This is a genomic window from Methylobacterium oryzae (genome assembly GCF_021398735.1).
Taxonomy (GTDB): Bacteria; Pseudomonadota; Alphaproteobacteria; order Rhizobiales; family Beijerinckiaceae; genus Methylobacterium.
In genome coordinates this window covers 3174946-3197544 of record NZ_CP090349.1, presented here as the reverse complement: position 1 = coordinate 3197544, position 22599 = coordinate 3174946, and the positions used below count along the sequence as shown (strand labels likewise).

The 22599-nt window shown below is 72.3% G+C and carries 14 protein-coding genes; 5 read left to right on the top strand and 9 right to left on the bottom strand.

Annotated elements, in window-relative coordinates:
* Positions 1 to 42: 42 nt before the first annotated feature.
* The 3 genes from LXM90_RS15290 to treZ form a co-directional block, all read right to left on the bottom strand.
* Positions 43 to 3438 carry a maltotransferase domain-containing protein gene (locus LXM90_RS15290; RefSeq protein WP_234080758.1) on the bottom strand — a complete coding sequence of 1132 codons (3396 nt, stop codon included), beginning with the start codon at positions 3436 to 3438 and terminating at the stop codon, positions 43 to 45.
* Positions 3439 to 3655: 217 nt separating this feature from the next.
* A complete protein-coding gene (locus LXM90_RS15285; RefSeq protein WP_205833578.1) occupies positions 3656 to 8557 on the bottom strand; it encodes a malto-oligosyltrehalose synthase in 4902 nt (1633 codons plus the stop codon).
* A complete protein-coding gene (gene treZ / locus LXM90_RS15280) occupies positions 8554 to 10359 on the bottom strand; it encodes a malto-oligosyltrehalose trehalohydrolase (RefSeq protein WP_026604953.1) in 1806 nt (601 codons plus the stop codon). The genes LXM90_RS15285 and treZ overlap by 4 nt, the downstream gene beginning before the upstream one ends.
* Before the next feature lie 318 nt (positions 10360 to 10677).
* Here treZ and LXM90_RS15275 point away from each other — a divergent pair, with 318 nt between their 5' ends.
* Complete coding sequence (locus LXM90_RS15275) at positions 10678 to 11547, top strand: hypothetical protein (protein ID WP_026604952.1); 870 nt, start codon at positions 10678 to 10680, stop codon at positions 11545 to 11547.
* A 90-nt stretch (positions 11548 to 11637) separates the two neighbouring features.
* On the opposite strand, the gene LXM90_RS15270 is transcribed toward LXM90_RS15275, so the two are convergent.
* Together LXM90_RS15270 and LXM90_RS15265 are read right to left on the bottom strand one after the other, a co-directional pair.
* Positions 11638 to 11913, bottom strand: a complete 276-nt coding sequence (locus tag LXM90_RS15270; RefSeq protein WP_020093331.1) for a YiaA/YiaB family inner membrane protein — start codon at positions 11911 to 11913, stop codon at positions 11638 to 11640.
* Positions 11914 to 11961: 48 nt separating this feature from the next.
* Positions 11962 to 12636, bottom strand: coding sequence for a PspA/IM30 family protein (locus tag LXM90_RS15265; RefSeq protein WP_020093330.1), 675 nt, complete (start codon positions 12634 to 12636; stop codon positions 11962 to 11964).
* A 105-nt stretch (positions 12637 to 12741) separates the two neighbouring features.
* Between LXM90_RS15265 and LXM90_RS15260 the strand changes: the two genes are divergently transcribed.
* The gene (locus tag LXM90_RS15260) at positions 12742 to 13368 is read left to right on the top strand and encodes a TetR/AcrR family transcriptional regulator (protein ID WP_026604950.1); all 627 of its coding nucleotides are present in this window, start codon (positions 12742 to 12744) and stop codon (positions 13366 to 13368) included.
* 58 nt (positions 13369 to 13426) lie between these two features.
* On the opposite strand, the gene LXM90_RS15255 is transcribed toward LXM90_RS15260, so the two are convergent.
* Positions 13427 to 15103: a cache domain-containing protein gene (locus LXM90_RS15255; protein WP_020093328.1), complete on the bottom strand. Its 1677-nt coding sequence runs from the start codon at positions 15101 to 15103 to the stop codon at positions 13427 to 13429.
* A gap of 176 nt (positions 15104 to 15279) precedes the next feature.
* Between LXM90_RS15255 and LXM90_RS15250 the strand changes: the two genes are divergently transcribed.
* Complete coding sequence (locus LXM90_RS15250) at positions 15280 to 16320, top strand: ABC transporter substrate-binding protein (RefSeq protein WP_020093327.1); 1041 nt, start codon at positions 15280 to 15282, stop codon at positions 16318 to 16320.
* 12 nt (positions 16321 to 16332) lie between these two features.
* On the opposite strand, the gene LXM90_RS15245 is transcribed toward LXM90_RS15250, so the two are convergent.
* Both LXM90_RS15245 and LXM90_RS15240 read right to left on the bottom strand, forming a co-directional pair.
* Positions 16333 to 17925, bottom strand: coding sequence for a DHA2 family efflux MFS transporter permease subunit (locus tag LXM90_RS15245; RefSeq protein WP_051123747.1), 1593 nt, complete (start codon positions 17923 to 17925; stop codon positions 16333 to 16335).
* Positions 17922 to 19160, bottom strand: a complete 1239-nt coding sequence (locus LXM90_RS15240) for an HlyD family secretion protein (protein WP_020093325.1) — start codon at positions 19158 to 19160, stop codon at positions 17922 to 17924. Before LXM90_RS15240 ends, LXM90_RS15245 begins: the two co-directional genes overlap by 4 nt.
* 78 nt (positions 19161 to 19238) lie before the next feature.
* Between LXM90_RS15240 and LXM90_RS15235 the strand changes: the two genes are divergently transcribed.
* Entirely contained in the window at positions 19239 to 19913 is a 675-nt protein-coding gene (locus LXM90_RS15235; RefSeq protein ID WP_051123750.1) for a TetR/AcrR family transcriptional regulator, read from the top strand.
* 448 nt (positions 19914 to 20361) lie between these two features.
* On the top strand, positions 20362 to 21072 hold the full coding sequence (locus LXM90_RS15230; protein ID WP_020093323.1) for a DUF1013 domain-containing protein: 711 nt from the start codon (positions 20362 to 20364) through the stop codon (positions 21070 to 21072).
* Between the two features lie 52 nt (positions 21073 to 21124).
* Here LXM90_RS15230 and LXM90_RS15225 read toward each other — a convergent pair whose 3' ends face one another.
* Positions 21125 to 22483, bottom strand: coding sequence for an MFS transporter (locus LXM90_RS15225; RefSeq protein WP_020093322.1), 1359 nt, complete (start codon positions 22481 to 22483; stop codon positions 21125 to 21127).
* Positions 22484 to 22599 lie beyond the last annotated feature (116 nt).

Here is a 22599-nt window from a genome sequence, read left to right as displayed (position 1 = left end):
GCCGCCGCATTCAAGGGCCATGGCCGAGTGCCACGCGCGGCCTCAGCCCGCAACCCGCCGCGGCGCCCGGAGGCGCCAGATCACGCAGGATCGCTCGGCCGGATCGAGGGCGATGCGGTGGGTCTTGCCGCGCAACTCGAACGTGTAGCCCTGGAGCAGGTCCTCGACCTCGACGGCGCCGTCGTCGGGCAGGCCGAACAGCCAGAGCGGCACCTCGTAGGTGCATTCCTGGCGATTCTTCGGGTCGAGGTTGACCATGGTGAAGACGCAGTTGTCGCGCTCCGGCGTCGACTTGGCGTAGGCGATGATGTTGTCGTTCCAGGCACCCGTGAAGGTCACGTTGCGGAAGTCCCAGAGGGCGGGGTTCTCGCGTCGGATCCTGTTGAGCTTGACGATGTGCTCGCGGATGTTGCCCGGCCGGTCGTAGTCCCAGGCCTTGAGCTCGTATTTCTCGGAGTTGAGATACTCCTCCTTGCCCGGGTACGGCGCGGCCTCGCACAGCTCGAAGCCGTTGTAGATGCCGTAGACCGACGACAGGGTCGCGGCGAGCGTGCCGCGGATCACGAAGCCCGCGCGCCCGCTGGTCTGGAGGAAGTGGGGATTGATGTCGGGCGTGTTGGCGAAGAAGTTGGGGCGGTAGTACTCGCCCATCTCGCCGGCCAGCTCCAGGGCGTAGTCGGTGAGCTCCTGCTTGGTGTTGCGCCACGTGAAGTAGGTGTAGCTCTGCTGGTAGCCGGCCTTGGCGAGCTTCTTCATCATCTTCGGCCGGGTGAAGGCCTCTGCGAGGAAGATCGCGTCCGGGTAGCGGCCGTTGACCTCGCCGATCACCCATTCCCAGAACGGGATCGGCTTGGTGTGCGGGTTGTCGACCCGGAAGATGCGCACGCCGCGCGCGCACCAGCCGAGCAGGATGTCGCGCAGCTCGATCCAGAGCGAGGGCAGGGCGCCCCCGTAGAAGTGGACGTTCGAGATGTCCTCGTACTTCTTCGGCGGGTTCTCGGCGAATTTCAGGGTGCCGTCGGGGCGCCACTCGAACCATTCCGGGTGGTTCTTGATCCAGGGATGGTCCGGCGAGCACTGGATCGCGAAGTCGAGGGCGATCTCCATGCCGTAGGCGTGGCTCGCCGCGACCAGCCGCTCGAAATCCGCGAGCGTGCCGAGGTCGGGATGCACGGCCTCGTGGCCGCCCTCCTCCGCGCCGACCGCGTAGACCGAGCCGACATCGCCGGGCTCGGCCTTGAGGGTGTTGTTCTTCCCCTTGCGGTTGGTCCGACCCACGGGATGGATCGGCGTGAAGTAGAGAACGTCGAAGCCGAGCTCGCGGATCTCGGGCAGGCGCCGGATGACGTCGTCGAAGGTGCCGTGGCGGTTCACGTCCATCGACTGGGAGCGCGGGAAGATCTCGTACCAAGCGGAGAACCGGGCCGCGAGGCGGTCGGCGATCACCGGCAGGGTCACGGGGTATTGGGTCAGGTTCACCCGCTCGGCGTTGCGGCGCACGAGGCTCGATGCCTCGGGCTGAAGGATCCGGTCGAGCTGGGCGGCCGAGCCGGTCTCCTCGGCGGCGAGCGCGGCCACGAGCGCGGCGAGGCGCTCGGCGTCGCGGCCGCCGCGGGTCCGGGCGAGCGAGGCCGCGGTCCCGACGAGCGCCACGCCCTCGATCGTCTCGAGCCGCACGTCGACGCCGGCGGCGCGCTTCTTCAGGGTGTCGCGCACCCAGGACGAGAACGCGTCGCGCCACGCGATCAGGGTGAACTCGTAGCGGGCGTTCCGCTCCAGGGGGAAGTGCCCGGCCCAGCGGTCGTTGTCGACGAAGACCATCGGGTCCTCGCGCCAAGTCTCGCCTCCAGACGCCTCGGTGCCGGCGACCCGCGACAGGATCGCGGCGTCGATGATCTCGTGGCCGTCGGAGAAGATGTCGGCCTCGACCCGCAGGGACTCGCCGACGATCCGCTTCACCGCCGAGCGACCGCCGTCGATCTCGGGGCTGACCGCCTCGATCACCACCCTTCCCTCCCCGTCCGGGGTGCCGCGCGCCGGCTGGCGGGCGACCTCCTGGGCGCTGGCCGCGAGGATGCGCAACTCGCCCGGCATCAGGTCGATGGCGCTGCCGGGATGGAACGCGATCGGCTCGGCCTCCGGGGTCCGGTCGACGAAGGCGCCGAGCATCCCGCCGGTGCGGGCGACGAGCGCACCGGCCTCGACCGGCACCGGCCGGTCGGTCGGGTTGTAGAGCACGATCAACCCGTGCCGCGCCGAGGCCGGGTGGCCGGTGTCGAAGCGGGCGAGCGCCACCAGATCGCTGTCGGGGGCCGAGATCCGGATCTGCGCGCCCTCGACATTGGCGGCCGGCAGCTCCGCCCGCAGGGCGTTGATCGCCCGGATCGAGGCGGAGATGTCGAGGCCGGTGTCGTTCTCGCGGTCGCGCGGGGTGGTCTCGACCACGTGCAGCGCCCGCCGGTAGCCCCATTCGTAGCCGATCGGCATGAGCACGCCGGCCGAGAAGAAGGCCGCGAGGGCGTAGCGGGTGCGCAGATGCGCCGCCACCGCCTCCGGGCCGCCGCCGATCTCGGCGGCGAGCCGCTTCATGTCGTGGTTCTCGGGGAAGGCGATGGAGGGGGCCAGCACCCGCAGGCGCTCGTACTGCTCGAGCGCCCAGGGCTTCTTCAGGTCCCACCACGCGAAGGAGTTGAACAGGTAGTCGAAGCCGGCGCCGGCCGTGGCCCGGGCCTCCTCGAAGGTGCAGCCGAGGGTCTCGGCGGCGAACAGGCAGGCGGGGTCTTGGCTCTTGGCCTGCCCGATCAGGGCGCGCCAGGTCTCCGGCGGCACCTTGTAGGCGGCATCGCACCGGAAGCCCTTCACGCCGAGGCCCTGGAGATGGGCCACGTAGGCGCCCCAGATCCGGGTCAGCTCGTCCCGGGCGGAGGGCGTGTGGTAGTCGAGCTCGGCCAGATCGCCCCAGACGGTGCGGATCGACGGGTCGTCCGGATCGACGGCGGCCGGGTGCATGATCGAGCCGTCCGGCTCCTTCATGAACAGGTCGGGCCGCTCGGTGGCGAGCCGGGCGTTGTCGGCGGTGTGGTTGATCACGAGGTCGGTCATGACCGACAGGCCCAGCGCCTGCGCGGCGGTGCAGAAGCGGCGGATCTGCTCGTCGTCGGGCGTGCCGTCGGCGTCGCGGAACCGCTCGTCCAGGCGCTCGGGATCGGCGACCGCGTAGAGGCTCCGCGAGCCGCCGGTCTGGTGGAACGGGTTGAGGTAGACCCAGTCGAAGCCGAGGGCGGCGATCCGCGGCAGCTCGGCGGTCCAGTCCGAGACGCGCCCGACCAGGAGCGGGAACAGGTTGTAGATCCGTGGCCCCTCGGCCCGGGGGGCCAGCGCGGCCGGCAGGACGGCCGCGGCCCCGGACGTCGCAGCGGCTTTGGTCGGTGCGTTCATGCTGCCTCTCGGCTCCCGTTCCCAGTGTCGTAACGCCCGAACCCCCGGGCTGTGCCGCGCGATCCGGTCCGACGTGTCTCAGCAGAGTCGCGTGACAGGGCTGCGGAGGGGCCACCGGAAGACGCGCCCGGACCGCCGCCGTCTCTGCGAGCGGCGCCACGCTGATCCAGGTCGCGCTGCCCTGGGTCGCCTCGCTCCGCTCGCGATGACGGCGCGGTCACGGTTCCCGCCGCAGCACCGCGTAGGGGAGGTCGCGCAGGAGAGCGCCGAGATCGGCCCCCTCCCCCTCCACCACCCGCCCCGAGGCGAGGTCCCGCCAGCGCGTCCCCGCCCCGAGATCGACCCGGGTGCCGGCAAAGGCCTCGCCCGACCAGACGGCTTCCCCGACGAAGCCCGCCACCAGCCGCGGCACCGCCACGAACAGGTCGCCGCCCTCTTGGACGGGGTCGGTCCGCCGGTAGGCGATGACGTGGTCGGCCCGGGCGCCGGTGGCCGCGACGGGCTCGTAGGCGGCGCTGGCGTAGAAGTCCGGGCGCTCGGCCCGCTCGGCGAGGAGCCGCGTGAGCGTCGCCTGCTTGACCCGCCCGTCCAGCCAGTGGCCCAGCAGGTCGGCGGGCGCCCCGCCCTCCTCCAGCATCCGTTCCAGCGCCGGGTAGTCCACCGGGCGGCGGTTGTCGGGGTCGACGAAGGAGAAGTCCCAGATCTCGGTGCCCTGGTAGGTGTCGGGCAGGCCCGGCAGGGTGCATTTCAGGACCGTCCGGCCGAGGCTCGCCAGCATGCCGAGATGGGCGAGACGCCGGGCGAATGGCCGGAGCGCGCTCAGGAACTCCGAGCCGGGGGCGATCAGCGCCGTGAACAGCCGCTTGACCGCGCCCTCGTAGACCTCGTCGACGTTGACCCAGCTCGACCGGCGCTTGCCCTCCCGCATGGCCTTCTCGCCGTAGGCGATCAGCCGGTCGCGGAACTCCGCGATCGCCCCGGCCTCGTCCCGCTCCAGAAGCTCCAGCGGCCAGGCGCCCAGGATCGCCTGGAAGAACATCCACTGGTCGTTGGCGTCCGGGGCCGGCTCGCCGTCGATCCGGGCGAGGTGCGGGCCGGCGACCCGCTGCCACAAGTCCCAGGCCTTGGCCCATTCCTCGGGGATCTCCGAGAGGGCGAGCAGCCGCGTGCGGGCATCCTCGCCCCGCTTGGTGTCGTGGGTCGCGGTGGTGATCATGGCGCTCGGCCAGTCCCGGGCGCGGGCGATCTGCAGATCGTGGAAGTGCTCCGCGTCGATCCCGTACTCGCCCGGATCGCCGCCGACCTCGTTGAGGCCCAGGAGGCACGCGTAGCGGTAGAACAGCGTGTCCTCCAGGCTCTTGGCCATGACCGGGCCGGTGAGCTGCTGGAACCGGCGGCGGAAGCGCAGCACCACCCGCGGGTCCGGCCGGCCGGGGCCCGCCGTCTCGACCCGACCGAGCAGGACGTCGGCGGCGAAGTCGTGGACCGAGCGGTCCGGCAGGCTCGACCAGCGCTTGGCCTTGGCGACGGCGCCCTCGATCAGGCGGACATCCTCGGGCTCGACCTCGCCCTCCTCCAGATCCGACGGCAGGTAGCTCCGGTAGGTCGGGAAGCGCGCGATGATCTCGATCAGCGCCCGGCGCAGCGCGTTGACGGTGAAGTCGCGGGTGCGCCGGTCGGCGTCGGCGACCTCCTTGAGGTCGGTGGTCAGCACCTCCAGCTCGCTCGCGAAGCTGATCTCGAGGATCTCGGCCTTGGCGGCGCGGAGCTGGAAGCCGTAGGGCTCGTCGAACCCCGTGGCCCAGGTGTAGAGCCGCTCGATTTTTCCGCGCCGGGACTTGTCGACCAGGATCCCGTCGAGCTGGTTGAGCACGTCGTAGCCCGTGGTCCCGGCCACCGGCCAGGGCCGCAGCCGCTCGCCCGGCTCCAGGATCTTCTCGACGACGACGTAGAAGCCCGGTCCGACAGCCGCCTGGAGCGCCCTTGCGTAGCCCAGCGGGTCGGCGAGGCCGTCGATATGGTCGATGCGCAGGCCGTCGATCCGGCCCTCGCGGACGTGCCGGAACACGGTCTCGTGCGAGCGGTGGAAGATGTCGGACAGCTCGACCCGCAGGCCGGCGAGCGAGTTCACGTCGAAGAAGCGGCGGTAGTTGATGTCGCTCGACGCCACCCGCCAGTGGGCCAGCCGGTAGGCCTGCGCCTCCAGCAGCCGGTGCAACGGCCCGAAACTGTCCGGGCGACCTTTGAAGCCGTTGAGCAGCGCCAGCGTGCTGGCGGTGGCCTCTTGGATCAGCGGCGACACGCCGTAGATCTCGGCGAGCCGGCGCTTCAGCCCCTCGGCCTCCTCGGGGAAGCCTTTGCGGCGGGTCTCGTCGGTATCGATCGACATCGCCCGCAGCCGCTCGGAGATGGCGAGCAGTTCCGCGGTGGTGTCGTCGTCCACCGCCCCGATCGCGGCGATCACCCGGTTGAGGATGGTCGGGTAGCTCAAGGGGCGGATCGGCAGCTGGTGCTCGTAGTGCCAGACGCTGAAGGCGCCGGTCTCGGGGTCGAACTTCAGCTCCAGCGTGCCCTTCTCCAGGGCCTCGCCGTAGCGGTCGCCGAGGAATGGGATCACGAGGTTGCGCCCGGCTCCGAGCCGCTGCCAGTCGATGTCGAAGGCGTCGGCGAAGGGCGACAGGGAGCCCCATTCGAGCACCGAGAGCCACCACGGATTGTCGGAGCCGCCGACGCCCATGTGGTTCGGGACGATGTCGAGCAGGAGCTTGATCCCGTGGGCGTGGAGCGTCTCGGAGAGCGCGATGAAGCCCGCCTCGCCGCCGAGCTCCGGGTTGATCGCGCCGTGATCGACGATGTCGTAGCCGTGGGTCGAGCCGGGCCGCGCCTTCTGGAGCGGCGAGGCGTAGACGTGGCTGATCCCGAGCCGGTGCAGGTAGGGGACGATCCGGCCCGCATCCGCGAAGGTGAAGTCCTTGTGGAACTGCAGCCGGTAGGTCGCGCGCGGCGGCGGCGCGGCGAGCCGCGCGGCGCCCGAGCGCGGGCCCCGCGCCTCGGCCGAGAGGGACGCCGCGAGCTTCGCCAGCGGCCCGCCGGGGGCGGCGATGTCCACGAGATCCCGGTCGAGTTTGCGCCGCCAGTTCGGGTAGCCCTCGGTCGAGCCGGGCACGTTGGCCTGGGCGAGTTCCGAGACCACGTCCTCGTACTGGACGGCGGTGAGCATCGCGGGCGCGCGGGCGAGGTAGCGGGCGGCGGCCTCGAAGGGCGCGGAATCCGGCGGCTCGGCGGAGGGCAGCAGCTGCTCGGCCGCCAGCGCCTCGGCGAGGCGGCGGCGCTCGACGACGCGCTCGCCCCGCTCGACCTCGGCCCGCTCCTGATCGTAGAGGCCGAGCGACTGGCGGGTGTCGGTGTCGACCCCGCGCCACCAGCCGACGAAGGTCGGCAGGTCGTGGGTGGTGATGGCGGTGAGCGCGTCCCGCGGGTAGGCCGAGGGCGGCTTGAAGCGTCCGTCGGCCTCGCGCTCGAAGGCGAGGATCCGGTAGCTCAGCACCCCGGCCCGCATCAGCGCGTCGGAGAAGCCTTCCGGCGCCGTGCCGAGATCCTCCGCGATGACGAGGCACTTGTTGCGGTGGCTCTCCAGCCGCAGCACCGCCAGCATCGGCTCGAAAGGCATGGCCACGTAGGCTCCGGCCTGGGCCCCCGCCCCCAGCGGGATCAGGAACAGGCGGGCGAGCTGGAAGGCGTGGTCGATCCGGATCGCGCCGGCGTGGCGCATGTTGGCCTGGACCAGGGCCCGGAAGGCCGCGAGCCCGTCGCGCTCCATCGCCAGCGGATCGAAGGCCGGCAGGCCCCAGTTCTGGCCCTTCGGTGCGAGCAGGTCCGGCGGCGCGCCGATCGACACCTTGTCGGCGAAGCGCTCGGGATGCGACCAGATCTCGGAGCCGCCCCGGTCGGCGCCGACCGCGAGGTCGCGGTAGAGCCCGACCCGCATGCCGGCCCCGAGCGCCGCCGCGGAGGCCTCGGCGAGCTGCCGGTCGGCGAGGTACTGCAGCCACGCGTGGTAGCCGACGAGGTCCGCGTTCTCCGCCGCGAAGGCTCGGACCGCCTCCGTGCCGGCGCGGCGATACGCCTCCGGCCAGTCGCCCAGCCAGTGCGCCCCCTGCCCCCGGAAATGCTCGGACAGCGCCTCGAACAGGGCGTGCGCTTCGAGATCCTCCCCGCCCTCCTGGCGGAACTGCTCGAAGCCCGCGTCGGTGCCGGCCCGGGCCGGCGACTCGGCCCAGAGCGCCCGGAGCACCGGGTCGAGCACGTCGTGGACGCCCTGGTGGTCGACGAGGGCGGCCTCGCGCAAAGCCGTGATCGCGTCCGCGCGCTCGGCGAGCAGCGCCTCGGCCCGGGAGCCCGCGAGCCCCGGCAGGCTGCGCGGGGCGATGAACAGGGTCTCCAGGAACAGCCGCGAGGACGGCGAGTAGGGCGAGATCTTGGTGCGGTCGGAGCCGAACAGGGCGTGGACCGGGCTGAGCCCCAAGAACGCCGCCCCACGCAGGGCGGCCTCGCGGGCGGCCTCGCCGGCATCCGCGTAGGTGCCGATGCCGATATTGGTGGCCGAGCGCAGGCCGTAGAGCTGAGCGGCCATGCCCCAGTCGGAGGCGCCCTCCTCCGTGTAGGGGCGCGGGCGCCAGCAGCGCTGGGGCGCGGCGATCACCCAGGCCTCGGCGCGGGTCTGCCCGGCCTGGACGGTGAGGCGGTGATAGCCGGGCGTCAGCGGCGGCAGCTCGAAGCCGGGCTCCGAGCCCTGCGGGTTGGCCCGGCCCTCGCGGGCCGTGCCGCGCTCGTCGACGAGGCGCCAGACCAGGGTGTGGGGCGCGCCGTCCGGCGGGCGCACCGGCACCCGGGCGGCCCGGCGGGCCTCCACCGGCAGGAGCGGCGGGATCAGGCCGTGGCGCAGGCGCTCGACCTCCGCGAGGCTCGCGGCGATCGCCGCCTCGTCCTCCACCGCGAAGCCGAGGGCCGCCAGCAGTCCGCGGCGCACCTCCAGCGACGTCTCGACGGGCTGGCCGAAGGCGTCGGTGTAGCCGGGGGCGACGCCGACGAGGTCGGCGAGTGTCTCGAGGCGGCTCACGCGCGGGACTCCGTCAGGAACACGCCCGTCCAGGACGGGAGATCGCGTCCGGCCCCGTCCGGGGCGTTGGTCCAGACCGGCCGGGCACCGCCCGGATCCAGCGCGAAGGGTTCGGTCCCGACATTGGCGACGAAGCGCAGGGTGCCGGCGCCGAAGCGCCACGTGCAGTCGACCACGTCCGGGCGCGGCATCGCGGCGGCGGCGCCGTCGTAGCCGGACTTCGCCAGGGGCACGACCACGTCGCGGCGCAGCCCCAGGAGCCGCGTCGTCTCGGCCAGCACCTCGCGGTGGGGCGAGCGCTCCCGCTCGGACCAGTCGAGCTTCGAGGCCGCGAAGGTCTCGGCCTCGGTCGGGTCCGGGATCTTGGAGGTGTCGTCCGCGAAGGCCGCGAAGCTCTTGAACTCCCGGCGGCGCCCGTCGCGCACCGCCTTGTTCAGGTCCGCGTCGGGCGCGAAGTCGACGAAGAACAGGAACGGCGCGGAGGCCGACCATTCCTCGCCCATCCAGAGCATCGGGATCTGCGGCGCCAGGAGGAGCCCGGCCCGGGCGAGGTCGAGTTTCTTGGGATCCGCGAGGTGGTTGAGCCGCTCGCCGAGCGCCCGGTTGCCGACCTGATCGTGGTTCTGCAGGAAGGTCACGAAGGCGGAGGGCGGCAGGTGCCCGGAGGGTTCGCCGCGCGGGTGGTTGTCGAGCGTCGGGAAGGGCTCGCCCTGGTAGGCGAAGCCCTCGGCGAGGCAGCGGGCCAGGTGGGCGACCGGTTTGTCGGCAAAGCTTTTATAGTAGCCGGCGTCCTCGCCGGTGAGCAGGACGTGCCAGCAATGGTGCAGGTCGTCGGCCCACTGGGCGTCGTGCATCTTCGGGCGCCCGGCGGCGTCGCGCTCCAGCCAGCGGGCCTGGTTGGCCTCGTTCTCCAGCATCAGGTGGATCTGCCGGTTCGGGAAGATCCTCCGGACCGTCTCGCCGAGCTCGGCCAGGAAGTGGCGGGGCGAATCGTCGAGGATGGCGTGGACGGCGTCGAAGCGCAGGCCGTCGAAATGGTACTCCTCCAGCCAGTACAGGGCGTTCTGGATGAAGAACTGCCGCACCGTGGCGCCGCTCTCCTTGCCGTCGAAGTTGATGCCCGCGCCCCAGGGGGTCTGGTGGCGCTCGGTGAAGAACGTCCCGGCATAGGCGTGGAGGTAGTTCCCGGCCGGCCCGAAGTGGTTGTAGACCGCGTCGAGATAGACCATCAGGCCGAGCCCGTGGGCGGCGTCGATCAGGCGCTTGAGGTCGTCCGGTCGACCGTAGGCGCCGTCCGGCGCGTAGGGTTGGACGCCGTCGTAGCCCCAGTTGCGCGAGCCCTTGAAGTCGGCGAGCGGCAGCAGCTCGAGGGCGGTGACGCCGAGCGCCTTGAGGTCGGCCAGCCGGGCCTGCAGGCCGGCATAGGTGCCCTCCGGCGTCGCGGTGCCGACATGGCACTCGTAGATCACCGCCTCCTCGAAGGGCCGCCCGGTCCAGCCCGCGTCGGACCACTCGAAGCTCCGCGGGTCGATCACCTCGCTGAGGCCCGAGACGTCGTCCGGCTGGAAGCGGGAGGCGGGATCGGGCACGACGAGGTCGCCGTCGACGCGGAAGCCGTAGCGGGCGCCGGGCTTCACCCCCGGCAGGGCCGTGCGGCGCCAGCCGCCGCCGGATTCGGGCAGCGGGTGGTCGACGCCGTCGACGACGAGGTCGACGCTCCGGGCGGTGGGCGCCCAGAGGGCGAAGCGGACGCCGCCCCCGACCATCTCGGCCCCGAAATCCATGCTGTGGGCGCGCCGCATCGGGCCACCGTCCTCGTCATTGGCCGCGCGACCGGGACGCAAGCGCGGCAGGATCATCTGTCGTGGGAGAAGGCCCCGGGCCCGATCCGGTTCCCGCAGCGCAGCTATGGCGGAGCGGCCGCGTGGCAATGGGGTATCGGCGGGTGTGACGGCGAGGTGACGGCGAGGTGACGGCCAGGTGACGGCCAGGTGACGGCCAGGTGACGGCGGAGGGCAGCGGCGTGACGGCGGGCCGCGCGGAAACTAAGCCGCAGTTCCGTCCGCGCGGGGCGGCCCTATCTTGCCCGACCGGCACTCTCGTCGGTCTGGGAGCGGACACTGGGTCGGGCGCACATCATCGGCATCCACGGGCTCGCCAACAAGCCGCCCCGGGACGAGAAGGCCGCCTGGTGGCGCGCCGCGATCCGCGAGGGGCTCGACCGCAATCTCGGGCTCCGGGTCGCGGAGCCCGACCTGCCCTTCACCTTCGTCTACTGGGCCGACCTGCGCTACCCGCAGCCGCTCGCGGGCGACCGCAACCGCGAGCCCTACCGCCCCGATCACGGCCTCGGGCCGTTCCCCTCCCCGGCGGGGGAGCCGGAGCGCGCCGAGCCGACCCTCACCGACCGGATCTACCGCGGCCTGTCGCACCTGCAGGAGGCCGCCGGGCTGACGCCGGTGGACGACCTGATCCTGGAATACCGCCTCGACGACCTCTGGGGCTACTACGAGGACGCGGACTTCCGGGCGGCGGCGCGGGCGCGCCTGCGCGATGCCCTGGCGGCGGCCGCATCCGACACCGTGCTGATCGCCGCGCACTCGATGGGCGGCCTGATCGCCTACGACGTGCTGCGCGCCGCCGAGGCGGACGGGACGCCGATGCCCCGCTGCGACCTCGTCACCCTCGGCGCGCCCCTCGGGCTCGCCGAATTGAAGCTGAAGCTCGCCGACGAGCACGGCGATCTCCGGGTGCCTGCGGCGCTCGCTGCCTGGACCAACCTGATGGACCGCCAGGACATCGCTACGGTGGGCGACGACCTCGCGGCCCTCTACACGCCGAACGCCGCCGGGGTGCGGGTGCGGGACGTACCGGTGATCAACGCCTACCGGAGGCCGGACGGCGCCGAGAACCGGCACAAATCCTACGGCTACCTGCGGACCCCGGAATTCGCCCGGGTCGTGGCCGGGTTCCTGGACGCCGCGGCGTGAGCGATCCGGGGAGGTGCCGCGCTCCGCCGCGCGCCGCCTCCCCGACCCCGGACGCGCGCCGCCCGGGTCGGGGCGCGGGCCTGCCGGGCCTCAGAGCCGGCCCGGCACCACCTCGCGCAGGACGCGCTCCGTGGCGGCGTCCTCGATCTTGTTGATCAGCCGCTTCGCCTCGTGCTCGTCGCGCAGGGTCTTGGCCAGGGTGAAGGTCGTGCCCGTGAGGAACAGCGACGCCATAGCGAGGTAGCCCTTGATCCAGATGTCGGCGGGCAGGAAGAAGATGCCGAATGTCAGCATGGCGGCGGCGACGGCGAAGCTGACCAGCGTGAAGGTCTTCCAGGCGCCGGTATGGGGCATCTGCGGTGTCATGGTGCGGTCTCCTGAGGAAGGATCGAAGGGGAAGCGGTGCGGCGCCGGTCAGGCGCCGGCCCTGAGGCGGTCGAGCACGGCCCGCGGGTCGGTGCGGGGGCGGCCGTAGCCCGCCGCCTCGAGGTCGGCCTCGATTCCGCCCGCGGCCTCGGCCTCGAGCGCGGTCAGCGCGGCGGCGACGTCCGCCTCGGCCGCCTGCCGCTCGCGCAGGCGCGCCAGCGTCCGCTCGGCCTCCCCGAGCGCCCCCGCCGACAGGGTCGTGACCCGGCGGCCCTCCAGTCCGGCCCGCCGCAGCGCCTCGGTGGTGCGGGCGGTCTGGAGCCCGCGGTCGAGGTCCCGCAGGCGCTCGCCGCCCTGCGCGACCAGGCCCTTCAGCCGCTCGACCTCCGCGGCGAAGCGCTCGGCGGCGGCCCGGCGGTCGGCCCGCTCGTCCTCCAGGGCGGCGATGTGGATCGCCGCCTCGGTCCCGAGATCCTCGCGCCCGTCGCTGAGCGCCCGCCGCGCCCCGTCAGACAGGGTGTCGATGCGGGTGCCGATGGCATCGAGGGCGCGCGCCTCGGCGGCGTGGTAGGCCATGGCGACGGCGAGTTCCCGCCGGGCGGTCGCCAGGGCGCCGGCGGCGTCCCGGATCTGCTGGCGCAGGATCGTCACGGCATGGGCGTCGTGGATCGCCTGGGCGTTGTCGGCGATCACGCCGCGCATCAGGAAGGAGAGGGTCCTCATCACGGTTCACCTCGCGGGAACGACGGGCCGGACCGCGTCCGGATTTGATTGAACGTCGTTCATGAAACAAGTAAACACGGGACGTGCCGGGCCGCAAGGGATAAAATGAACGAGGTTCATAAAAAAGTGAGGGGGCGGCCGCGGAAGGAGCCCGGCGATCGGGCGGCCGATCGCCAGGCCCTGATCGCGGCCGCGGTGGCGATCCTGAACGCCGGCGGCGCGGCGGCGCTGACCGCCCGCGGCGTCGCGGAGCGGGCCGGCACGGCGGTCGGCTCGGTCTACACGCAGTTCGACAGCCTGGAAGTGCTGCGCCTGGAGGCGAACGCCGTCACCATGCGCCGGCTCCGGGACACCCTCGCGGGGGCGCTGGCGGCCTGTCCGTCGCGGGAGACGGAGGCGCGGCTCCTGTGCCTGGCCGACGCGTATCTCGCCTTCGCGGCCGAGCACCACGCCGCCTGGGCGGCGATCTTCGAGCGGCGCACGGTGGCGGCGCCGGACTCGGTGCAGGCCGACATCGCGGCCCTGTTCGGGATCCTGGAGGGGGTGCTGCGCGACGGTGGCCGCCTCGGCGAGGCGGCGATCCCCGTGATGGCGCGGGCGCTGTGGTCCAGCGTCCACGGCATGACCTATCTCGCCGATCTCGGCAGCCTGGGTCCCCTCGGGGTCAGCGACGTGCGGCCGATGATCGACGCGCTGGTGCGGGCCGCGGTCCGGGGCTTCTCCGCGGGCTGAGCGCCGCCCTGCCCGCCCGCGGGGGCCCCGCCCCTCAGGCCACCCTCAGGCCGCGCCCTCAGGCAGCCTGGACCTCCGCCAGGAAGGCCTTCACGGCGTGGTCGAGCTCGTCCGAGCCGCGGGTGAGGTCGCGTGCGGCCGCCAGCACCTGCTCGGAGGCGCTGCCGGTCTCGTCGGCGCCGCGGCGCAGGTCGACGACGTTCTCGGACACGCCCTGCGCCCCGGTGGCGGCGCTCGCCACGCCGCGGACGATCTCCTGGATGGCGGCGTTCTGCTCCTCCATGGCGGCCGCGACCCCGACCGCGATGCCGCGCATCTCCTCGATGGTCCGGCCGACCGCGCCGATCGCCGCGACCGCGTCCCGGGTCTCGCCCTGGATCCGGCCGATCTGGCCGGAGATCTCCTCGGTCGCCTTGGCGGTCTGCTCGGCCAGCGCCTTCACCTCGGAGGCGACGACCGCGAAGCCGCGCCCGGCCGCGCCCGCGCGGGCCGCCTCGATCGTGGCGTTGAGCGCCAGCAGGTTGGTCTGGCCGGCGATCGAGGCGATCAGGCCGACCACGTCGCCGATCTTCTCGGTGCCGGCGGCGAGCGCCCGCACGGTCGCCTCGCCCTGGCGGGTGCTGATCGCGGCCTGCCCGGCGATCTCCGAGGCGCGGTTCACCTGCCCGGCGATCTCCTGGACCGAGGCCGACATCTCCTCGGTGGCCGCCGCGGCGGTCTGGACGTCGGCGGAGGTGCCGGCCGCCTGCGCAGCCACCGCGCCGGTGCGCTCGGTGGTGTGGGCGGCCGTGACGGTCAGCGTCCGCGCCGTCGCCTCGAGGTCGGCGGCCGCCGTCGCGAGGCCGCGGCTCAGGGTCCCGGCCCGGGTCTCGAAGGACCGGGTCAGCCGGTCGAGGGCGGCGGCCCGCCGGGCATCCCCGTCGGCGCTGGCGGCGGCGCGGGCGTCGGTCTCGGCCTTGGCGATCAGCGCGTCCTTGAACACCTGCACGGCGCCCGCCATGGCGCCGATCTCGTCCCGGCGCTCCCGTGCCGGCACCGGCACGGCGGTCTCGCCGGCCGCGAGGCGGTGCATGGCGCCGTTCAGCGCGCGCAGCGGCCGCGTCAGCCGCCGGCCGATCAGCGCCGCGAGCAGGCCGATCAGCGCCACCACCACGAGCATGCCGGCCGCCGCCTTCCAGGCCGCGTCCCGCAGGATCGCCGCGGTGTCGTCGGCGTAGATGCCGGTGCCGATCACCCAGCCCCAGGGGGCGAAGCCGCGCACGTAGGAGAGCTTCGGCACGGGGGCGTCGGCGCCGGGCTTCGGCCAGTAATAGTCGACGAAGCCCTGCCCCTGCCGCTTCACCGTCTCGACGAAGTCGACGAACAGGCGCTTGCCGGTGGGATCCTGCACGGCGGCGAGATCCTTGCCCTCCAGTTCGGGCTTGATCGGGTGGGCGACCATGCGGGGCTGCATGTCGTTGACCCAGAAGTACTCCTTGTCGTCGTAGCGCAGGGCCTTGAGGGCCCGGATCGCGGCGCCTTGCGCGTCCGCCCGGGACAGGCGCCCGGCCCGCTCCTCGCCCTCGAAATAGGCCGCGACCCCGTAGGCGACGTCCGTGAGGTTCCGCGTCTTGGCCATCCGGTCCTGCTCGACCTGGGATTTCAGGCTGACGAGCCCGATGCCCGAGACCGCGACGATGCCGACCAGCGCGGTGGCTGTGATGGTGTGGAGCTTCGCTCCGAGCCCGATCTTCACCCACGCCCCCGCGATGATGATTGCAAGAAGATGATTTCAACCTGCGATATTTTGCAGCTTCTGCGTTAGCGGAGCGTGAAGACGGCCTTGCGCGCGCCGGCCCGAGCCTGTCCACTCCCCGTCCAACGAAAGCCCGGCGCCGCTCAGGATCGCGCCGGGCCACAGGGAGAAGCGTCATGGTGCGTACGTCTCGGACGGGCTCGCTGCTGCCGGGCCGGCGTCGGCTCCTGCGGGCGGGATCGGTCCTCCTGCTGGCCGGGCTGGCGCTCGCCACCCCCGCCCGGGCCGACGATGCCAAGGTCCGGATCAGCCGGCAGCCGGGCTTCGTCTACCTGCCCGCGGTGCTGGCCGAGCAGCACAAGCTGATCGAGAAGCACGCCAAGGCCGCGGGCCTCGGGGACGTCACGGTGGAGTGGGTCAACCTGACGAGCGGCGCCGCCGGCAACGACGCGCTGCTCTCGGGCAACATCGACATCGTCGACAGCGGCTCGACCAACATGCTGCTGCTCAACGACCGCACCAAGGGCGACGTGAAGGGCCTGTGCGGGGTCGGCACCACGCCGATGATGCTGCTCACCCGCAATCCGGACGTGAAGGAACTCAAGGACTTCTCGTCCAAGGACAAGATCGCCCTGCCCTCCGTGAAGGTCTCGTCCCAGGCTGTGCTGCTGCAGATCGCCGCCAAGAAGGCGTTCGGGCCCGAGAACGCCACCAAGCTCGACCCGCTCACCGTCCAGCTCGGCCATCCCGACGCCGTGGCGGCGCTGGCGAGCCCGCACAACGAGGTCAACAGCCACTTCTCGCTGCCGCCGTTCCAGCAGCGCGAGCTGCAGGACCCGGCGATCCACAAGGTGCTCAACTCCTACGAGATGGTCGGCGAGCCGGTGAGCAACGCGATCTTCTACGCCCGGACCGGCTGGTACAACCGCAACCCGAAGCTCGCCGCCGCCATCGTGGCCGCCATCGACGAGGCCAATGCCGAGATCGCCCGGGATCCGCTGAAGGCCGCCAAGGACTACGTCGCGGCCACCAACGAGAAGACGCCCCCCGAGACCCTGGTCGAGATCATGAAGGAGCCCGGGACGAACTTCTCCACCACGCCCTACGGCATCATGCTCCAGGCCCGGCACTTCTACGCGATGAAGACCATCAAGACCGAGCCCAAGGACTGGAAGGACACGTTCTTCCCGATCGTCCACAACCTGCCGGGGCGGTAGGACCCCGGCCGCTCAGTGCGCCTCCACGGGCCCAGCGGCGTGCTGCGGCTTCTTGAGGATGGCCACCACGGCGAGGCTCGCCACGAGGCTCACGCCCACCAGCCAGAACCCGTCCGCGTAGGCCATCACGTAGGCCTCGCGGCGGACCTGGGCGGCGAGCTGGCCCAGCGCGACGCCCTTGGCGGCCAGCGGGTCGGCGATGCGGGTGTGCATCCCGGCGGCGAGCGCCGCGAGCCGGTCCTGGGTGCGGGTGGCGTTGACGGTAATCGCCTCGGCCAGCATCGAGAAGTGGAAGTGCTCCCGCCGGTCGATCATCGTCGACAGCATGGCGATGCCGATCGAGCCGCCGAGGTTGCGCATCATGTTCGACAGGGCGGAGGCGTCCGCGGTGTCGCGCGGGGCGAGGCCGACGGTGGAGAGCTGTGACAGCGGGATGGTGAAGAGCGGCTGGCCGACGGCCCGCATCAGCTGCGGCAGGATCAGCTGGTCGGCGCCGACATCGTGGGTCAGGCCGACGTTGATCCAGCAGCTCGCGATGAAGAACAGCGTGCCGGTGACCACCAGCACCCGGGCGTCGAAGGTCCGCATCAGCAGCGGCATCATCGGGAAGAGGACGAGCTGCGGCAGGCCCGACCACATCACCACGTAGCCGATCTGCTGGGCGTTGTAGCCCTGGATCTGCGCGCAGTAGACCGGGATGATGTAGATCGACCCGAACGAGACCGCGCCCAGCACGGTCATCAGCACGCAGGCGCCGCCGACCGAGCGGTTGGCCAGGACCCGCAGGTTGATGAACGGGCGCTCGGTCGTGAGCTCGCGGACGATGAAGCCGGCGATGCCGGCCGCCGCCAGCAGCGACATGTTCACGATGACCTGCGAGCCGAACCAGTCCTTGCGCTGGCCCTCCTCCAGCACGTAGGTCAGGGCCGGCAGGCCGATCGCCATCAGGCCGATGCCGATCCAGTCGCCCTTGAGCAGCTCGCCCCAGCGCGCCGGCACGCTGTCGAAGGCGCCGAGCTGGATCGCCGCCGCCACGGGTCCGAAGATCAGGTTCAGGTAGAAGATGTAGTGCCACGACAGGTTGTCGGTGAGCCAGCCGCCGACCGTCGGGCCGATCGCGGGCGCGAAGGTCGCGGTCAGCCCGAACAGCGCGATGCCGATGGGCTGCTGCGCCTTCGAGAGCCGGGTGCGCACGATCACGATGGCGGTGGGGATCAGCACGCCGCCGGTAAAACCCTGGCCGGCCCGGAACAGGATCATCTGGCCCAAGGTCGTCGACAGCGCGCAGGCCAGCGAGAAGGCGGTGAACAGCATGGTGTTCACCGCGAGGTAGCGGCGCAGGCCGATCACCGAGGACAGCCAGCCGGTGAGCGGGATCACGATGATCTCGGCCATCAGGTAGGCGGTGGAGATCCAGCTGCCCTCCTCGGTGGAGGCGCCGAGCGCCCCCTGGATGTCGGCGAGCGACGCGTTGGTGATCTGGATGTCGAGGATCGCCGTGAAGGCGCCGAGGATCGCGCCGAACACGGCGAGCCAGTCCCGGGCGCTCGCCTTCGCCTCGGGCACGGCCACGGCCGGCACGGGGCTCGTCGGGGCCGGACTCATCGGGGCAGGGCCTCGCTGACGAGGGCCGGAGCGGGCCTCGGCCGGGCGGGCCGCACCGGCTCGACCGGATCCTGGGTGTGGACCGTGGCCTCCACCGACAGGCCCGGGCGCAGGCGGGCGATGAGCGGATCCGACGGGTCGAGGGCGACGCGCACCGGCACGCGCTGCACCACCTTGGTGAAGTTGCCGGTGGCGTTCTCCGGCGGCAGCAGCGCGAATTGCGAGCCGGTGCCCGGGGAGAAGCTCTCGATCCGGCCCCGGAACGCGTGGTCGCCGAAGGCGTCGACCGTGAAGGTGACGCGCTGGCCCTCGACCATGCGGCCGGTCTGGGTCTCCTTGAAGTTCGCCACGAGGTAGATGTCGCGGCCCATCGGCACGAGGGTCAGGAGCCCGGTGCCGGCCGAGACGACCTGCCCGATCCGCAGCGCCCGGTCGCCGGCCACGCCGTCGATCGGCGCCACGATGGTGGTGTAGCTCAGGTCGAGCCTCACCCCCTCGACCTTGGCCTGCGCGCCCTCCAGGCTCGCGCGGGTGCTGGCCTCGAGCGCCTGCAGGCTGTCGATCTGCTTCTGCGCGGCGTCCAGGGAGGCGGCGGCCTTGTCGCGGGCGGCGTGGCGCTGGCGCAGGTCGGACTCCGCCTGCTGCTGGCGCTGCACCGTGCCGGACCCGGTCTGCAGCAGGTTCTGGTAGCGGGTGTATTCCTGCTGCGCGAAGGTGAGGGCGGCCTCAGCGTTGGCGAGGTCGGCCCGCGACGAGGCGACCTGCGCCCGCTGCTGGACGATCGCCGAGGCGACGCCCAGGATCTGCGCCCGGTCCTTCTCGACCTCGGCCTCGGCCTGCCTGAGCTGGACCCGGTAGGACCGGTCGTCCAGGCGGGCGATGACGTCCCCGGCCTTCACCGGCTGGTTGTCGCCGACCAGCACCGCCGCGACGGTGCCGGCGATGCGCGGCGCCACCGTGACCTTGTCGGACTGGAGATAGGCGTCGTCGGTCACCTCGAGGAAGCGCCCGACACTCCACCAGTGCCAGCCGTAGGTCCCGACCCCGCCCAGCGCGAGCAGGCCGAGGAGGGGCAGCACGATCCGCGCGCGGCGGCGGCGCGGCGCCGGTGCGGAGACGGTGGCCGGGACCGGCGCGGAGACCGGGGGCGTGACAGCCGCGGTGGTCGGGGCGGTGACCGGCGCACCCGCGACCGGGTCGGCGCTCTTGAAGCTGTCGCTGCGACGTGCGTCCATCGGGTCTGGCCAGAATCAATACGGTACGGTATCGTTTTAATAGGACGAACGGCGGTGGTGAGCAAGGAGGATCGCGGGGTGACGGTCACGGAGATCGAGCGGGTGGAGGCGGGACCGCGGCGCGGCGGCCGGCCGACCCGCGCGGAGGCGGCCCGGCGCGAGGCGCACCTGATCGCCGTCGCCACGACCCTGTTCCTGGAGCGCGGCTTCGACGCCACCTCCATCGACGCGGTGGCCGAGGCCGCCGGGATGAGCAAGCCGACGGTCTACGCGCGCTACCGCGACAAGCGGGCCCTGTTCGAGGCGGTCCTGCGCGAGCGGATCGCCGCGTGGCTGGCGCCGCTCTCCGCCGCAGCCGAGGCCCAGGCCGCGCAGGGCGGGAGCGACGACGTCGAGACCGCCCTGGAGGATCTCAGCCGCACCCTGCTGGCCCACGGGCAGTCGCCGGGCGCGGCGATGCTCAAGCGCAACCTCGTGGCCCAGGCGCTGCAGTTTCCCGAGCTCGCCCGCCTCGCCCACGAGGAGGGCTGGCTGCGCGGCGTGCGCGCGGTGGCGCAGCTGCTCGACGCCTTCGCGCGGCGCGGGCGGATCGCCGTGGCGGATCCGGAGATCGCGGCCGACCTGTTCCTCAGCCTCGTCCTCGGCCGGTCGTCCCAGGCGACCCTCTACGGCATCGCCACCGACCCGGAGGCGCAGGAGCGGCGGCGGCAGGCGGCGGTGCGGCTGTTCCTCGACGGGGTGCGCCCGCGCTGAGGGGCGGACCGGAACGTTGTTGCGCCGCAAGGGCTGCGTTATCCTCGGGAGTGGGACCGACGGCGGCTACCGCCGGTCCCTGGCATTCACCGTTTCAGGTGTTGCCGAGGCCAGAGAGGAATGGCGAGGCGGAGCGTCAATCTCCACTCGCCATTCGCTTTTCTGGACCATGCCAGAGAGATGACCATCCTCTGCACTCCCGGCCGCGACCGGCCGTGCGCGGCCTTCGCGGGTGGGTCGGTCAGGCTCACGGCACGAGCTTAGCCATTATTCCCGGGACCCGGAGAATCCGCGTCGGCGCCTCGAGCCCGCGATTGCGCCCCTCCCCGCCCGGGCCTATAGTGCGTCATCCCCATTCGACAGCGTGAGACGGGACATCCGGATCGGTCATCCGGAGCCCGCGGCCCGATGCCCGGCCCCCGTCCCGCCAGGCCGGAGCACGAGAAGCATGTCCCAGGGTCCGCTGATGCCGAAGGCGACCGCCGTCTGGCTGGTCGAGAACACCTCGCTCGCCTTCGAGCAGATCGCCGATTTCTGCAAGCTGCACCCGCTGGAGGTGAAGGGCATCGCCGACGGCGAGGTTGCGGCCGGCATCAAGGGGCTCGACCCGGTCTCCACCGGCCAGCTCACTCGCGACGAGATCGAGAAGGCCCAGAAGGCGCCGCACTACAAGCTCAAGCCCGCCGTCTCGAAGGTGAAGCTGCCGGAGGTGAAGCGCACCACCAAGGGCCCGCGCTACACCCCCCTCTCCCGCCGCCAGGACCGGCCGAACGCCATCCTGTGGCTGCTGCGCAACCACCCCGAGCTGAAGGATTCGCAGATCATCCGGCTCGTGGGCACCACCAAGTCGACGATCCAGCAGATCCGCGAGCGTACCCACTGGAACTCGGGCTCGCTCCAGCCGATGGACCCGGTCACCCTCGGCCTGACCACCCAGATCAACCTCGATTTCGAGGTCCAGCGCGCGGCGGCCGACCGCCCGGCCGCGGTGGCGGCCGAGTCCGGCGCCTCGCTGCTGCCGACCGAAGTCTCCACGGCCCGCGACGCCGACGAGCGGGACCACGAGGACGATCACGGCGGCCGCGAGGAGCGGCTCGACGCCGATTCGGTCTTCGCCAAGCTCAAGGGCCGGCACCAGGACGAGGACGACGAGGACTAGGACCAGGACTAGGACCGGCCCCCCGCTCCGACCGAGCGGGGGCCGGACCGACCTATTCCGGCAGCGGCCGGCCCCGCGTCTCCGGCATGAACCACGGCACCACGAGGCCGATCACGTAGACGCTCGACAGGGTCAGCGCCGCCGCGGCGACGCCCCCGAAGGCGGTCACGATCTGCCCGGCCAGGATCGGGAAGATCCAGGCGATCAGCCGCGCGCCGTTGAAGACCGCGCTCGACGCCGTCGCCCGGACCGCCGGGGTGAACAGCTCCGCGAGGTAGATCGCCATCCACGAGAAGGCGAAGCCCAGGGTGAAGAACCCGTTCAGGAAGGCGAGCGCCATGAATGGCGCGAGCCCGCCGGTCCAGAGATAGCAGGCGAGCGACGTGGCGATGCAGCCGGCATAGGTCACGAGCAGGAAGGCGCGGCGCCCGATCGCGTCGGCCACGAAGCCCGAGATCACATAGGCGGTGATCGCCCCGATATTGTAGACGATGCCCATGCGCGGGCCCCAGACATTGGCCGGCGCGCCCGCGGCCTTGGCGAGCCCCTCCGTGTAGGCCGGCAGCCAGGACGAGACCGCCCACCAGCCCACCGTGGTGGCGAAGGACAGGAGCGTGGCGAGGAGGACCCGCCGCCGGCTCTCGGGCTCGCGGAAGATCTCCGTCAGGGAGAACGGGCGCCGCGCGCGCCGCGGGGCCCGGTCCGCGTCCTCCGCATCCTCGGCGGTGGCCGCCCAGCGCTGCGCCTTGAGCGCCCGCATCCACTGCTCGGATTCCTCCAGCGCCCGGCGCAGGTACAGGCACACGAAGGCCGGCAGCGCGCCCAGCGCGAACAGGATCCGCCAGGATTCCGCGCCCAGGGGCTCGGTGGCGGCGAGCACGGCCCACACGATGGCGGCGAGCACCGCGCCGCCGCCGAAGCCCGATTGCAGGAAGCCGCAGCCCTTCGGGCGGGCCCGGTTCGGCCAGGTCTCGGCCACGAGGGCGATGCCGGTGGACCATTCCGAGCCGATGGCGAGCCCGGTGATGAAGCGCAGGACGGCGAGCTGCGTGAAGCTCTCCGCGAAGGCGGTGAGCCCCGTGAACAGCGCGTAGCCCAGGATCGACACCATCATCATGCGCTTGCGGCCGATGTAGTCGGCCGCGATCCCGCCGATCAGGCCGCCGATCCCCCAGCCGAGCAGCGTGATGCCGATGGCGAGGCCCACGTAGAAGGCCGGCGCCTGGGCCTGCTCGGGGGTGAGGATCGAGGCCAGCGCCGGGCGCAGGGCGTAGACCAGGGCCACCGCCTCGTAGCCGTCGAAGATCCAGCCGAGGTAGCTGCCCCACAGGATCCGCCAGTGGCGCCGGGTGAGACCCGCGTGCCACGGGGCGCCGGCCGCCTCGCGCATGCCCACGTCGCCCGCGTCCATCGCCCGCTCCTCCCGCCCGGGACGCGTCGGCGGCGCCCGCCCCGCCCTGATAGGTCGGTTGTGGCATCGGGTCGACCATATCGGGGGGGCGGTCCGGCGCCCCGGCGATCACGATC

What these genes read in the sequence shown, in the direction of transcription:
- LXM90_RS15225 (WP_020093322.1), bottom strand. Translation starts at nt 22,483, where the DNA reads ATGGACGCGGGCGACGTGGGCATGCGCGAGGCGGCCGGCGCCCCGTGG.
- LXM90_RS15230 (WP_020093323.1), top strand. Translation starts at nt 20,362, where the DNA reads ATGTCCCAGGGTCCGCTGATGCCGAAGGCGACCGCCGTCTGGCTGGTC.
- LXM90_RS15290 (WP_234080758.1), bottom strand. Translation starts at nt 3,438, where the DNA reads ATGAACGCACCGACCAAAGCCGCTGCGACGTCCGGGGCCGCGGCCGTC.
- LXM90_RS15270 (WP_020093331.1), bottom strand. Translation starts at nt 11,913, where the DNA reads ATGACACCGCAGATGCCCCATACCGGCGCCTGGAAGACCTTCACGCTG.
- treZ (WP_026604953.1), bottom strand. Translation starts at nt 10,359, where the DNA reads ATGCGGCGCGCCCACAGCATGGATTTCGGGGCCGAGATGGTCGGGGGC.
- LXM90_RS15240 (WP_020093325.1), bottom strand. Translation starts at nt 19,160, where the DNA reads ATGGACGCACGTCGCAGCGACAGCTTCAAGAGCGCCGACCCGGTCGCG.
- LXM90_RS15260 (WP_026604950.1), top strand. Translation starts at nt 12,742, where the DNA reads ATGAACGAGGTTCATAAAAAAGTGAGGGGGCGGCCGCGGAAGGAGCCC.
- LXM90_RS15245 (WP_051123747.1), bottom strand. Translation starts at nt 17,925, where the DNA reads ATGAGTCCGGCCCCGACGAGCCCCGTGCCGGCCGTGGCCGTGCCCGAG.
- LXM90_RS15265 (WP_020093330.1), bottom strand. Translation starts at nt 12,636, where the DNA reads ATGAGGACCCTCTCCTTCCTGATGCGCGGCGTGATCGCCGACAACGCC.
- LXM90_RS15250 (WP_020093327.1), top strand. Translation starts at nt 15,280, where the DNA reads ATGGTGCGTACGTCTCGGACGGGCTCGCTGCTGCCGGGCCGGCGTCGG.